A 13,619-nucleotide genomic window follows, 5' to 3' on the forward strand; every position below is an offset into this window, starting at 1 on the left:
CCCGATAGCGTCATGCCATGAGCCATTCCGAGTCCATCGACCCGCGCTACGTCAGCCGGCCGCCCGTGCGACCCAAGAAGCGGCGCAACTGGTTCGCCCGGATCATCGGACTGATCGTCCTGCTGTTCGCGCTGAGCCTGATCTGCATCCCGTTGCTCGCCTGGGGCAAGATCAACAAGGTCGACGCGATGCCGTCCGGCGAGCGACCGGCCGAGACTCCCGGTACGACGTACCTGCTGGTCGGGTCCGACAGCCGGGCGGGTCTGTCCCGGGCCGAGCGGGCCAAGCTGCACACCGGCAAGGCGGCCGGTCAGCGGACCGACTCGATCATGCTGCTGCACGTGCCGGAGTCCGGCCCGACCGCGCTGATCAGCCTGCCGCGGGACAGCTACGTGCCGATCCCGGGCCACGGCAAGAACAAGATCAACGCGGCCTTCGCGTTCGGCGGCCCGCAGCTGCTGATCAAGACCGTCGAGCAGGTCAGCGGTCTGCGCGTCGACCACTACGTCGAGATCGGCTTCGGCGGCTTCGCCTCGATCGTCGACGCGGTCGGCGGGATCAACATGTGCTTGCCCAAGGCAATCAAGGACAAGGACGCGCACATCGACCTGCCGAAGGGCTGCCAGGACCTGAACGGACCGAACGCGCTCGGCTATGTCCGGGCCCGGCACTTCGATCCGCTCGGTGACCTGGGCCGGGTCCAGCGGCAGCGCGAGATGATCGGCGCGATCGCCGACAAGGCGGTCGGTCCGGGCACTTTCCTGAACCCGTTCCGGTTCTACAAGCTGAGCACCGCGGGCGCCGAGGCGCTCACGATCGACAGCGACATGGGCCCGCTCACCCTGCTCAAGTTCGCCCGCGGGATGAAGGCGGTCGCGGCCGGCGGTAACGGCGTCACCCTTACCGTGCCGGTCTCCGACACCAACCTCAGCACCCCGAACGGCTCGGCCGTGAAGTGGGACAACAAGAAGGCGACCGCCCTGTTCAACGCCCTGAAGGAAGACAAGACCAGCGGTCTCAAGAGCACCTAGTGCTCACACTGGTCCACCTGGTGGTGAGCCTGGGCATGCTCGTGATCGTGCCGCCCGGGCTCAGCCTGGTGAACGCGCAAGGCAGTACCACGGTCCGCTGTCCATCACCCTGGCGAGCATCTACCTCGCGGCGGTCGCGGGCGGCGGAGCGTAGTACCAGGGTGCTTCTGATCCTGTCGGCTGCGACCCTGATGGTGACGATGCGCCGGCTGGAGGAGTGGGATGAAGCTCGACGACCTGCGTGACAAGCGGTTCAGCTACGACGTGGTCGGGTCCACCGCACAGGCCGAGACCCCACCCGGCTATCACCGGCTGGAGTACAAGCACCGGATCGGCAGCGGCGACGACGTGTTCGAGCGCGCCGTCGAAGCGGTGATGACCTGGAAAGCCCACGCAGCCGCCGGTATCCACGTCATCGCGACGGACACCCCGCTGGTGGTCGGTACGAACTCCCTCGGCCGCCTCGGAGTCGGCTCGATCGGCCTGCCGGTCCCGTGCCGGGTCGTCTGGGTCGTGGACGAGCTGGACCGTCGCGGCTTCGCCTACGGCACCCTGCAAGGGCACCCGCAAGCAGGCGAGGAGTCGCTGGTCGTCACCCGCGAACCAGACGGCATCTACTACACAATCCTCGCCTACAGCCGCCCCGGCACCTGGTACACCCGCCTAGGCGGCCCCATCAGCCGAGCCGCCCAACTACAGGTAGCCAAGCAATACGCCAAAGCCCTCGAACGCGTCGCCAACAAACCATAGGCAACGCAGAGGCCCCGCAAGAGCTCATACCTTTTGCGGGGCCGGGGGTATTTTTACCGGGGGTGGTCGGCCAGTGGGCTGACCGACACGCGAACAGTAAGTGACATCATGTCCGGGTGAGTCCCAAGGCATTGAATGATCTGGTGGCGGCCGACTGGGCCGAGGCGTTGGCTCCGGTCGAGGAGACCGTGTCGCGGATGGGCGAGTTCCTGCGCGGCGAGATCGCGGCCGGGCGGCCGTATCTGCCGGCCGGTGAGAACGTACTGCGCGCCTTCAACCAGCCACTGAACGACGTGAAGGTGCTGGTCGTCGGCCAGGACCCGTACCCGACGCCCGGTCACCCGGTCGGGCTGAGCTTCTCGGTGGCGCCGGATGTGCGCCCGATCCCGCGCAGCCTGCAGAACATCTACCGCGAGCTGATGGCCGACATCGGCGTACCGGCTCCGAGCAACGGCGATCTGACGCCGTGGGCGGAGCAGGGCGTGCTGATGCTCAACAGAGTGCTCACCGTGCAGCCGGGCAAGTCCGCCTCGCACAAGGGCAAGGGCTGGGAGGCAGTGACCGAGCAGGCCATCCACGCGCTGGTGAAGCGCGGCGGCCCGCTCGTGGCGATCCTGTGGGGACGGGACGCGCAGACGCTCAAGCCGATGCTCGGCAGTACGCCGTACATCGAGAGCGCCCACCCGAGCCCCATGTCCGCCGACCGCGGCTTCTTCGGCTCCAAGCCGTTCAGCCGGGTCAACCAACTGCTCATCGAGCAGGGCGGAACCCCTATCGATTGGCGCCTTCCCTAGCGGTACCTGTACCTGTCCAGCTGTGCCAAAGCTGGCTGTAGCGACCACCGACAGCCAGCAACTCGTCGTGCGTTCCCGACTCCACCACCCGCCCGCGATCCAGTACGACGATCCGGTCGGCCTGCTGTGCCTGCGTGAGCCGGTGTGCCACCACCAGCGTCGTCCGACCCTCAGTAGCCGCTGCACTGGCCCGCTCAAGCTCCCGCGCTCCAGCACTACCCGCCTCAGCCGTCGCCTCATCCAGTACTGCGACCGCCGGGTCCGCGAGCACCAGCCGTGCTAGCGCAACCTGCTGTGCCTGCGCCCTCGTCAACTGATGCGCGTTCTCACCCACCTGGCTGTCCAGGCCCTCCGGCAGCGCCCTCACCCAAGCCAACGCGCCGACAAGCTCCAGCGCCGCCTCAACCTCCTCAACCGTCGCGGAAGCCTTAGCTAGCCGCACATCGTCCAGCAACGCCCCCGAGAACACATGGACCTCCTGACTCAACAGCGCAACCTGCTGCTGAGTACGCGTCTCCCCAAGCGCCCTGATATCCACCCCACCAAGCAGCACGGTCCCAGCGGTTGGCATCAGTACCCCCGCAGCGATCGCTGCCAACGTGGTCTTCCCAGCCCCACTAGCGCCGACCAGGGCAACCCGCTCCCCAGGCTCAAGCCGCAGTGACACCCCATCGACGACCAGCGGCCCGTCGTACGAATGCCCGATCCCCACCAAATCCACCGACGCATCCGCAGGCGCCGGCCCAGCAGGAGGCTCGACGGCGGGCTCCAGCGTCAGTACGCCGGCCAGCCGCGCCATCCCCGCCGCAGCTGTCTGCACCTCGTCGAACTGCATCAGCAGCGCGCCGATCGGGTTGAACAACCGATGGAAGTACAAGGCGGCCGCGGTCGTCGCACCGATCGTCACCGCATCCGCCCGGACCAGGAAGAACCCGGCCACCAGGATCGAGGTGAGCCCGACGAACTCCGCGTGGTTGATCCGCGACGAGAAGAAGCTGAACAGCTTGAAGACGTTCAGCGACAGGTCGCGCGCCGTCGCCGACCGGTCCGAGATCCGCTCCAGCTGGGTCTCCTCGAGCTGGTACGCCCGAACCGTCGCGCTCCCCCGCAACGAGGTGATGATCGCCTCGGACCGCTCGCCCATCGCGAGCCGTTCCTTGCGATAGAAGGGCGCCGAGCGAGGCAGGTACCAACGCAGAGCGAGCAGGTACATCGGCAAGGCGAGCAACCCGGCCAGTCCGAGTCGCCAGTCCAGCGCGAACATCCCGACTGCCGTCAGCACGATCGTCAGCGTCGCCGAGAGCAGTGCCGGCCCGACCTCGGTCAACGCGGCCGCGACCGACGCCACGTCATCACCGACCCGTGACAGCAGGTCGCCCGTGCGGATCTTGTCGAGCACGGGCGCCGGCAGGTGCAGCACCCGATCCAGCACCTGCTCACGGATCCGCGCGAGCACCGTCTCGCCCACCCGCGCGATCAGCGTCACGCCAAGAGCCGTCAACACCCCCGACAGCAGCGCCGCGCCGGCGATCAGCACAACCACTCGCACGATGGCAGACCCGTGCGCGTCATCCGCGGAGACGTCATTCACCAACACACCAAGGGCCCACGGCGCCACCAGCCCAGCTGCGCTCCCCAGCGTCACCACGGCAGCGGCGAGCAAGGACAACCCTCGCTGCTGGCGGATCTCCCGCCACAGCAGGCTCCAGGTGGCCCGCGGCCCGGTGATCGGCAGCAATTCGGACGTGCTCATCGCAGTACCGCCTCCTGGTACGCCGGATCCGTCTCGGCCAACTCCGCATGGCGCCCCTCGGCCACCACCGCTCCGTCCGACACGACCAGCACCCGATGCATCTTGCCCAGCAACGCCGGGCTGCTAGTCAGCACCAGCGTCGCCAGCCCGTCCGCCCCACGGACCTCAGCGAGCCCCTCGGCCAGTAGCTCCTCGGTGACGGCGTCGACCGCAGTACTGGGATCGTGCAGCACCAGCACGGGCGGCGCAGCCAGCAAGGCCCGGGCCAGCCCGAGGCGTTGTCGTTGACCACCCGACAGCGTCCGGCCCCGGTCGGCCAGCGGATGCTCCAGACCGTCCGCATGCGCCTCGATGACGTCAGTAGCCGCAGCGGCCGACACTGCACGCTCCAAGCCCGACGGGTCGCTAGTACCGGCTAGCAAGTTGGATCGCAGCGTTCCTTCGAACAGGTCGGTGTCGTGCTGCTCAACCAGCACAGAGCGACGCACCAGGTCGATGTCCAGCTCCTCGACGGCAGCGCCGCCCACCAGCACCCGACCCTCATGCGAGGCAGCCCGACCAGCCACGACTGTCAGCAGAGCATCAGCATCGCGCGGGTCGTAGCAGAGCACGCCCACCAACTCGCCCGGCTGCAGAGCCAGCTCCACCGAGGACAGCGTCTTGTAGCTGACGTCCTGCAAGGACAGCAGGGGCGCAGCCGGGTCCACCGCAGTAGAGGTGCCAGTGGCGATCTCGAACGGCGAGCTGAGCACAGAGGCCAGCCGCGCAGCGGAGGCCCGCGACATGGCGAACACCTGCCCGCTGTACCCGAGCAGGCCCACCGGCTCCGCCGCGAACTGCGCCAGCCCCACCACAGTGATCAGCTCACCGATCGTGATCCGCCCGTTCAGCGCAAACCACCCCGCCACACCCGCCACGGCCGCCAGCAAGAGCCCGCTCAAAGCTGTAGTCACCCCGTCCTGCAGCCCGTTGGTAGACGCGGCCCTCAACGTCGCCTTCAACGTCTGCTGGCTGGAACGCCGGTACCGCTCAGCAGCGTTGTGCTGCGCCCCGATCCCCCGCAGCGTCCGCAGCCCACCAACCAGGTCGGTCGCGAGTGCTGTGGTGTCGGCGACTGCCTCCTGCTGCGACGACGTACGACGGGTGAGCAGTGGCGACAAGGTCTGGATCCCCAACACCAGCAGGGGAACCCCGATCATCACGCCAAGCCCCAGCGGTACGTCGACGAGCAGCAACGCGACAGAGGAGACCGCCAGCGCAGTACTCCCGGCAAACCCGAGCGAGACGGCACGTAGTACCAGGGAAGCCTTCTCTGCATCGGATGTGGCGATCAGCAGCAGCTCCCCCGACCGCAGACCGGTCTGGTGGCCCCGGGGGTCCAGCACTCGCCGAGAGATCTCCAGCCGGAGCAGGTGCGTCTCGTACTCGATCGCCCGCACGACCTGCCGAGCACCGGCCTTCCAAGCGTTCGACAGCACCGCGAACAGCACGAACATCATCAGGACGCACCACAGCAGCGGTTCCAGCCGCCCGGACGACACCGCGCGGTCGACGAAGATGCCGATCGTGATCGGGACAGCGGCCTCGGTCGCCTGGTGCAAGGCGAGCACCAGGCACCCGGCGAGCATCCGTCCCCGGTGCCGGCCGATCGCCCGGCGCATCACCCGGCCTGCTGTGAACTCCACGGAAAGCCCTTCCCCAGCCTCACTGCCCCGACAAGTAAGCCAACCCTAACTTGAGGCGGCCGGAACCCGGACGCGCTGATCGATTGACACCTGCCACGACTCCCCCGTACGGTCTCGCGGTAATAGGAAACTTTCCTAACAGTTGATCTCGACGAGTATCCAGCAGCGTGGTTCGGCGACGCGAGAGCGAAGGAAGGGCAGGGTTAGCACATGGCCAGCACACCCGGTACTCCCCGCCTGCTCCGCGCGATGAACGACCGCGCCGCCCTCGACCTGCTGCTCGCGCAGGGTCCGCTGTCGCGCACGACCCTCGGCAACCTCACCGGCCTGTCCAAGCCGACCGCCTCCCAGCTGCTCGCGCGGCTGGAGAGCGCCGGCCTGGTCCGGGCCAGCGGGACGAGCGCCGGCCGCCCAGGCCCGAACGCTCAGCTGTACGAGATCAACGGCGGCATCGCCTACGTGGCCGGCCTGGACGTCACCCCGACCCGGATCCGCGCCGCCGTCGCCGACCTGACCGGCAAGGTGGTCGGCCGCTTCGAGCTGCCCACCCCGGGCCGCAGCGCCAAGGGCACGGTCGAGCGGGTGGTCAAGACCATCGACGGCGCACTCGGCGAGGCCGGGCTGACCCGCGACCGCTTGCACCGCGTCTCGATCGGCACTCCCGGCGGCTTCGACCCGACGACTGGTCGGCTGCGCTACGCGACCCACCTCCCCGGCTGGCACGCGCCACACCTGCTCGACGAGCTGGCCGCGGCGATCGCAGTACCGCTAGAGGTCGAGAACGACGTCAACCTGGCCGCGGTCGCCGAGCAGCAGGTCGGGCACGCGAACAGCAGCGACAACTTCGTCATGCTCTGGGGCGAGGAGGGCATCGGCGCCGCGATAGTGATCGGGGGCCACCTCGTCCGCGGCGCGACCGGCGGTGCCGGTGAGGTCGCCTTCATGCCCCTGCCCGGTACGCCGCTGGTCCGCAACGTCGGCCGCAACAACGCCGGCGGCTTCCAGGAGCTCGCCGGTGGCGAACCCGTCCTCGAGCTGGCCCGCGCCAACGGCCTCAAGGCCCGTACGCCGGAAGCCGCGATCACCGCCGCCCTGCAGACACCCGGCGCCGGCGACATCGTGCTCAACGAGTTCGCGCACCGGCTGGCGGTCGGCCTGGCCGCGATCGTCTCCGTCGTCGACCCCGAACTGATCGTGCTCGCCGGTGGCGTCATCACCGCCGGCGGCGAGCGGCTGCGCGGCCTGATCCAGGACGAGCTCGCCGAGCTCGCCGTACCGCGGCCGCGGCTGCTGATGACCGCCATCAACACCGACCCGGTGCTGTCCGGCGCCCTCCAGTCCGCCCTGAGCTACACCCGCGACGCTGTCTTCGACACTGCCGGCACGACGACCGGAGGCAGTGCCGACTAGCGCCGAGACCGCCATCCACACACATCCCCGGACCGGGATCACCACCCGGCCCGGTGGATCCGTACACCCAAATGCAGGTCGGCTCCACCCAGGATCAGGAGAAACGGAAAATGCGTCGAGTCCACAAAGCAGTGATCGCCGCGGCGGCGGTCGCGCTGCTCGGTACCGCGTGCACCGGAACGTCGAGCGCCCCCAAGGCGAGCGACGACGCCACCAAGGACACCACGATCACCTTCTGGCACGGCTGGAGCGCCCCCAGCGAGGTGGCCGCGATCGCCGCCAACGTGAAGGCGTTCGAGACCGCCCACCCGAACATCCACGTGAAGGTCGTCGGCAACATCAACGACGACAAGATCAAGCAGGCGCTGCGCGCGGGCGGCCCGAACTCGCCGGACGTGGTCTCCTCGTTCACCACCGACAATGTCGGCACCTTCTGCGCCTCGAACGTGTTCGCGGACCTGAAGCCGTTCCTGGACAAGTCCGGCGTCGACCTGGACAAGACCTTCCCGAAGCCGCTGCAGGACTACACCCAGTTCGAGGGCAAGCGCTGCACGCTGCCGCTGCTGAACGACGCGTACGGCCTGTACTACAACAAGGACGCGTTCAAGGCCGCCGGGATCGCCGGCCCGCCGAAGACGCTGTCGGAGTTCGACGCGGACGCGAAGAAGCTGACCAAGGCCAAGGGCGACAGCTTCTCCCAGCTCGGCTTCATGCCGAACTTCCACGGCTTCGAGTCGACCACCACGCACTTCGCCGCGCAGTGGAACCCGACGTACTTCACCGCCGACGGCAAGTCGAACCTGGCCGCCGATCCCGCGTTCGGCAAGATGCTCACCTGGCAGTCGAACCTGGTCAAGGAGCTCGGCGGTTTCGCCAAGCTGGAGAAGTACCGCGCGACCTTCGGTGACGAGTTCGGCGCCAAGAACCCCTTCCACACCGGCCAGGTCGCGATGTCGATCGACGGTGAGTGGCGGCTCGGGATGGCCAAGGAGGCCGGCGTGAAGTTCGACATCGGCGTCGCGCCGTTCCCGGTCCCGGACGACCAGGCCGACAGCTACGGCAAGGGCTACCTGTCCGGCACCATCATCGGGATCGCGAACACCAGTGAGAAGCAGAACGCCGCCTGGGAGCTGGTCAAGTACATGACCACCGACACCGACGCCGTGGTCAACTTCGCCAACGCCATCCACAACGTGCCGTCCACGCTGGACGCGCTCAAGTCGCCGAAGCTCGTTGCCGACGACAACTTCAAGGTCTTCCTGGAGATCGCCCAGCACGCCAAGAGCAGCACCACGCCGGCCAGCCCGAACGGCGGCGCCTACCAGCTCACCCTGCAGGACTTCGGTTACGCCTTCGAGGCCGGCAAGCAGACCGATCTGGCCGCGGGTCTGGCGAAGACCGACGCCCAGATCGACAAGGACATCGCGCAGGCGAAGTGATGGCGACCATCTCAGTAGGGCTCAGGCACAAGCGCCGTCGCGAACGGCTGCGCAACCTCGCCTTCCTCTCCCCGTGGCTGATCGGGGTCAGCGTCTTCTTCCTGTACCCGCTGATCTCGACCGTCTACTTCAGCTTCATGAAGTACGACGGCTTCACCCCGCCGGTCTGGACCGGCCTGAAGAACTGGAAGTACGTCTTCACCGACTACCCGTTCTTCTGGCCGGCCCTGCGCAACACCCTCTGGCTGGTGATCGTGATGGTCACCCTCCGGGTCATCTTCGGGCTCGGCATCGGCCTGCTGATCACCAAGGTCAAGACCGGCGCCGGGATCTTCCGGACCCTGTTCTACCTGCCGTACCTGGCGCCGCCGGTGGCCGCGACGATGGCGTTCGCGTTCCTGCTCAACCCCGGTACCGGGCCGGTCAACAACATCCTCGGCAAGGTCGGGCTGCCGCAACCGGGCTGGTTCAACGACCCCACCTGGTCCAAACCGGCCCTGACCCTGCTCGCGATCTGGGGCATCGGTGACCTGATGGTCATCTTCATGGCCTCGCTGCTCGACGTACCGATGGAGCAGTACGAGGCGGCCTCGCTGGACGGCGCCGGGGCGTGGAAGCGGTTCCGCCACGTCACGCTGCCGAACATCCAGCCGATCGTGCTGTTCGCGGTCATCACCGGCGTGATCCAGACCATGCAGTACTACACCCAGCCACTGATCGCCGGAAAAGTCGCGAGCGGGGTGATCGGTGGCTCGGGGCAACAGTTCGAACCGGGCTACCCGGAGAAGTCGACGCTGACCTTGCCGCAACTGGTCTACAACCTGGGCTTCCAGCGGTTCGACACCGGTGGCGCCTCGGTGATCGCGCTGGTGCTGTTCGCGCTGGCGATGGTGTTCACGGCGTTCCTGATGCGCCGCGGCAGTGGCTTCCTGGCCACGGACGACTAGGAGGCCTGCATGAGTACTCTGACGACATCCCGGGTTGACTCCCCGGCTTCCACCCCTGGGCTGACGACGGCGGGCCGCGAGGCCCGGCGTACCAGGTTCCTGAACTGGGTCGCCGTGCACACGCTGGCGATCGCGGCCGCCTTGTTCTTCGTGCTGCCGTTCGTGTTCGTCTTCCTGACCGCGCTGATGAGCGACCAGCAGGCGCTGACCCGCGACCTGTGGCCGGACAGCTGGCACTGGGAGAATCTGCGCACGGTCTGGGAGACGCCGGGATTCCTCACCTGGTGGAAGAACACGCTCGTGTACGCCGTACTCGGCACGGTGCTCACCTTGGTGTCGAGCATCCCGGTCGCGTACGCCCTGGCCCGCTTCAAGTTCCGCGGCCGCAACCTGGCGATGATGCTGGTCATCTCGACGATGATGCTGCCGCCGCAGGTCGTGATCGTGCCGATGTACCTGTTCTGGGCCAAGCAACTGCACCTGTCCGGGACTCTGTGGCCGCTGATCATCCCGCTGGCCTTCACCGACGCTTTCTCGATCTTCTTGCTGCGGCAGTTCCTGCTGACGATTCCCAAGGAGTACGTCGACGCGGCGAAGGTGGACGGCTGCGGTGACTTCCGGGCGCTGGTCCGGGTCATCCTGCCGATGGCCAAGCCGGCCATCGCGGCGGTCGCGCTGTTCCAGTTCTTCTACTGCTGGAACGACTACTTCGGACCGCAGATCTACGCCTCCGAGAACCCGGCCGCCTGGACCCTCAGCTACGGCCTGGAATCCTTCAAGGGTGCCCATCACACCAACTGGAACCTCACCATGGCAGCGACCCTGCTGGTGATGGCGCCGGTGATCATCCTGTTCTTCTTCGCCCAAAAGGCCTTCATCGAAGGCGTCACACTCACAGGGGTCAAAGGTTGAAACTCACAGTCGTCGGTGGCGGATCCACCTACACGCCTGAACTCATCGACGGATTCGCCCGGCTGCGCGACTCGCTGCCGGTCTCGGAGCTGGTCCTCGTCGACCCGGCGGCCGACCGGCTCGCGCTGGTCGGCGGCCTGGCCGAGCGGATCTTCGCGAAACAGGGGCATCCGGGCAAGATCGTCACCACGTCGAACCTGGACGAAGGCATCGAAGGCGCGGACGCCGTCCTGCTGCAGCTGCGCGTCGGCGGGCAGGCGGCGCGTGGTCAGGACGAGTCCTGGCCGCTCGAATGCGGCTGCGTCGGCCAGGAGACGACCGGCGCCGGTGGCCTGGCCAAGGCGCTGCGGACGGTTCCCGTCGTACTGGACATCGCTGAGCGGGTACGGCGTACCAACCCTGACGCTTGGATCATCGACTTCACCAACCCGGTCGGGATCGTCACCCGGGCGCTGCTGTCGCACGGCCACAAGGCGGTCGGGCTGTGCAACGTGGCGATCGGGTTCCAGCGGAAGTTCGCCGGCATGCTCGGGGTGAAGCCCGAAGAGGTCTCTTTGGACCACGTCGGGCTGAACCACCTGACCTGGGAGCGCGGTGTCCGGGTCAACGGCGAGAACGTCCTGCCGAAGCTGCTCGCCGCGCACTCGGCCGACCTGGCCGCGGAGATCAAGCTGCCGGCCGAGTTGCTGCTCTCGCTGGGCGTCGTACCGTCGTACTACCTGCGCTACTTCTACGCGCATGACGAGGTCGTCCGCGAGATGCTGGACAAGCCGTCGCGGGCGTCCGAGGTCGCGGCGATCGAGAAGGAACTGCTCGACCTGTACGCCGACCCGTCGCTGGACGAGAAGCCTGCGCTGCTGGAGCAACGTGGTGGCGCCTACTACTCGGAAGCCGCTGTCGCGTTGGCGTCCTCGCTGCTGAACGACACTGGTGACGTGCAGGTGGTCAACACGCTGAACAACGGTGCTTTGCCGTTCCTCCCCGACGACGCGGTCATCGAGGTGCCCGCGACCGTAGGGGCATCCGGTACTACGCCGTTGCCGATCTCGCCCCTCGAGCCGTTGTACGCGGGGCTGGTCGCCAACGTCACCGCGTACGAGAATCTTGCTCTCGAAGCGGCTCTGAAGGGCGGTGCGGACCGGGTGTTCAACGCACTGCTGGCGCACCCGCTGATCGGGCAGATCGAGTACGCAAACCAGCTCACCGACAAGCTGCTCGCGCACAACCGCGAGTACCTGCCGTGGGCGTGACCATGACTGCGGGGTTCGCCTGATGAGACCGCTGGTGCCTGGCGGCGTACTGGCCTTCGACGCGGGCAATAGCAAGACCGACGTAGCGCTGGTGTCCGCGGACGGCACAGTCCTCGGTACTGCGCGCGGCGGCGGCTTCGAGCCGCACATCGTCGGGGCCTACGCCGCCGTGGAGGGCCTGGCCCCGCTGGTCGCCGCCGCGGCTGCCAAGGCCGGGCTGGCGGTCGGTGAGGTACCGCTGGTCCAGCAGATCTCCGCGTGCCTGGCGAACGCGGACCTGCCGATCGAGGAGGAACGTCTCGCCGAGGCGTTCGAGTCGTTCGGCTGGGCGACGTCGGTACACGTCGCCAACGACACCTTCGCCCTGCTGCGGGCCGGTGTGGACGAGCCGCGCGGTGTCGCAGTCGTCTGCGGGGCCGGCATCAACTGCGCCGGACTGCTGCCTGACGGCCGTACCGCCCGCTTCGCAGCCGTAGGCAAGATCTCTGGCGACTGGGGCGGCGGCCAGCAACTAGCCGACGAAGCCTTCTGGGCAGCCGCCCGAGCCGAAGACGGCCGAGGCCCGGCCACCTCACTGACGACGGCTCTCCCCGCCCACTACGGCGTCGCCTCGATGCCCCTACTGATCGAGGCCCTCCACCTGGGCGACATCCCGGTCTCCCGCCGCCTGGAAGCGACTCCTCTCCTCTTCCAGGTGGCGGCGTCCGGAGACGCCATAGCCCGAGCCATCGTCCAGCACCAGGCCGAAGAGGTCGTCTCGATGGCAGTAGTAGCCATGCGCCGCCTAGACCTCCTCGACGAGCCCACCGACGTGGTCCTAGGCGGCGGCGTCCTAACAGCCGGCCACCCGCTGTTGATGGAAACAGTGGTCCGCCTACTCTCCGCAGCCGCCCCCAAAGCAGTAGCCCGAGTAGTAGACGTCCCCCCGGTAGTCGGAGCCGCCCTCCTAGGCCTGGACCACACAGGCGCGGCCCCCGCAGCCCACCTAACCCTCAGATCCGCCTACGCAACATCCCCTGCTGCGTAGGCGCCCACAACAGGTAGTTCGGCCCGGACCCCGTTACCGGACCGAACTGCCTGTTGTTTTTTGCCTTGTGTGGCGTGTAATCATGATTACATGAGTACACAGTCAGAGGGTGAGCGCGTCAGGGGCTGGCTTACCGGCCGGCTTCCGGCGGGGTGGTTCGAGGGTGAGCCTGAGGTGAGTATCGATCGCGACGAGATTCTCGTGGTCGGGAGGATCGCGGCGCCTGAGCAGGGTGACGGGGTCAGTGCAGCCGAGCGGTCGGCGGCTGAGGAAGGGCGGATCAAGCAGTTCCGGGAGGACACCCGGGAGAAGCGGATCGAGATCGCGCGGGAGCTGGAGCACGCTACCCGGCGGAAGGTCGCATGGGGGGTGCGGGCCGGGGAGACGCGGACCGTGTTCACCTCACTGTCGGCGCCGGTGATGACTCGGCTGCGGCAGCCGGAGCGGCAGGTGCTGGACACGCTCGTCGACGCCGGTGTCGCGCGGTCTCGCAGCGATGCGCTGGGGTGGTGCGTGAAGCTCGTCGCTCAGCACAGCGAGAGCTGGCTGGGTGACCTCCGCGAGGCGATGGCCAAGGTGGAGGACGTCCGCCGCGCCGGACCGGACGCTGCAGAGGACTAG

The 13,619-nt window shown here is 67.7% G+C and carries 13 protein-coding genes; 11 read left to right on the forward strand and 2 right to left on the reverse strand.

The window, feature by feature from the left end; translation table 11 throughout:
• Positions 1-17 precede the first annotated feature (17 nt).
• The 4 genes from AB0M15_RS18370 (at position 18) to AB0M15_RS18385 (ending at position 2,575) form a co-directional block, all read left to right on the forward strand.
• Positions 18-1,031 (forward strand): LCP family protein, encoded by a 1,014-nt coding sequence (locus tag AB0M15_RS18370; protein ID WP_363819788.1) that lies wholly within the window; start codon positions 18-20, stop codon positions 1,029-1,031.
• Positions 1,031-1,276, forward strand: a complete 246-nt coding sequence (locus AB0M15_RS18375) for a hypothetical protein (protein ID WP_363819791.1) — start codon at positions 1,031-1,033, stop codon at positions 1,274-1,276. Before AB0M15_RS18370 ends, AB0M15_RS18375 begins: the two co-directional genes overlap by 1 nt.
• The gene (locus AB0M15_RS18380) at positions 1,254-1,781 is read left to right on the forward strand and encodes a DUF1990 domain-containing protein (protein ID WP_363819794.1); all 528 of its coding nucleotides are present in this window, start codon (positions 1,254-1,256) and stop codon (positions 1,779-1,781) included. Before AB0M15_RS18375 ends, AB0M15_RS18380 begins: the two co-directional genes overlap by 23 nt.
• Before the next feature lie 116 nt (positions 1,782-1,897).
• Positions 1,898-2,575, forward strand: coding sequence for a uracil-DNA glycosylase (locus tag AB0M15_RS18385; RefSeq protein ID WP_363819796.1), 678 nt, complete (start codon positions 1,898-1,900; stop codon positions 2,573-2,575).
• On the opposite strand, the gene AB0M15_RS18390 is transcribed toward AB0M15_RS18385, so the two are convergent.
• Positions 2,553-4,328, reverse strand: a complete 1,776-nt coding sequence (locus tag AB0M15_RS18390; RefSeq protein ID WP_363819799.1) for an ABC transporter ATP-binding protein — start codon at positions 4,326-4,328, stop codon at positions 2,553-2,555. The two genes, AB0M15_RS18385 and AB0M15_RS18390, sit on opposite strands and share 23 nt — an antisense overlap.
• On the reverse strand, positions 4,325-6,013 hold the full coding sequence (locus AB0M15_RS18395) for an ABC transporter ATP-binding protein (RefSeq protein WP_363819802.1): 1,689 nt from the start codon (positions 6,011-6,013) through the stop codon (positions 4,325-4,327). The genes AB0M15_RS18390 and AB0M15_RS18395 overlap by 4 nt, the downstream gene beginning before the upstream one ends.
• A 210-nt stretch (positions 6,014-6,223) precedes the next feature.
• Here AB0M15_RS18395 and AB0M15_RS18400 point away from each other — a divergent pair, with 210 nt between their 5' ends.
• From AB0M15_RS18400 to AB0M15_RS18430, 7 genes are all read left to right on the forward strand, one after another.
• Positions 6,224-7,423 (forward strand): ROK family transcriptional regulator, encoded by a 1,200-nt coding sequence (locus tag AB0M15_RS18400; protein WP_363819805.1) that lies wholly within the window; start codon positions 6,224-6,226, stop codon positions 7,421-7,423.
• 110 nt (positions 7,424-7,533) lie between these two features.
• Positions 7,534-8,862, forward strand: coding sequence for an ABC transporter substrate-binding protein (locus tag AB0M15_RS18405; protein ID WP_363819808.1), 1,329 nt, complete (start codon positions 7,534-7,536; stop codon positions 8,860-8,862).
• A complete protein-coding gene (locus AB0M15_RS18410) occupies positions 8,862-9,809 on the forward strand; it encodes a sugar ABC transporter permease (RefSeq protein ID WP_363819811.1) in 948 nt (315 codons plus the stop codon). Before AB0M15_RS18405 ends, AB0M15_RS18410 begins: the two co-directional genes overlap by 1 nt.
• A 9-nt stretch (positions 9,810-9,818) precedes the next feature.
• A complete protein-coding gene (locus AB0M15_RS18415; protein WP_343969316.1) occupies positions 9,819-10,721 on the forward strand; it encodes a carbohydrate ABC transporter permease in 903 nt (300 codons plus the stop codon).
• Positions 10,718-11,971 (forward strand): 6-phospho-beta-glucosidase, encoded by a 1,254-nt coding sequence (locus tag AB0M15_RS18420; RefSeq protein WP_363819814.1) that lies wholly within the window; start codon positions 10,718-10,720, stop codon positions 11,969-11,971. Before AB0M15_RS18415 ends, AB0M15_RS18420 begins: the two co-directional genes overlap by 4 nt.
• 22 nt (positions 11,972-11,993) lie before the next feature.
• A complete protein-coding gene (locus AB0M15_RS18425) occupies positions 11,994-12,998 on the forward strand; it encodes a BadF/BadG/BcrA/BcrD ATPase family protein (RefSeq protein WP_363819816.1) in 1,005 nt (334 codons plus the stop codon).
• Between the two features lie 174 nt (positions 12,999-13,172).
• Positions 13,173-13,619: a hypothetical protein gene (locus AB0M15_RS18430; protein WP_363819819.1), complete on the forward strand. Its 447-nt coding sequence runs from the start codon at positions 13,173-13,175 to the stop codon at positions 13,617-13,619.

This window comes from Kribbella sp. NPDC051718 (assembly GCF_040681515.1).
Taxonomy (GTDB): domain Bacteria; phylum Actinomycetota; class Actinomycetes; order Propionibacteriales; family Kribbellaceae; genus Kribbella.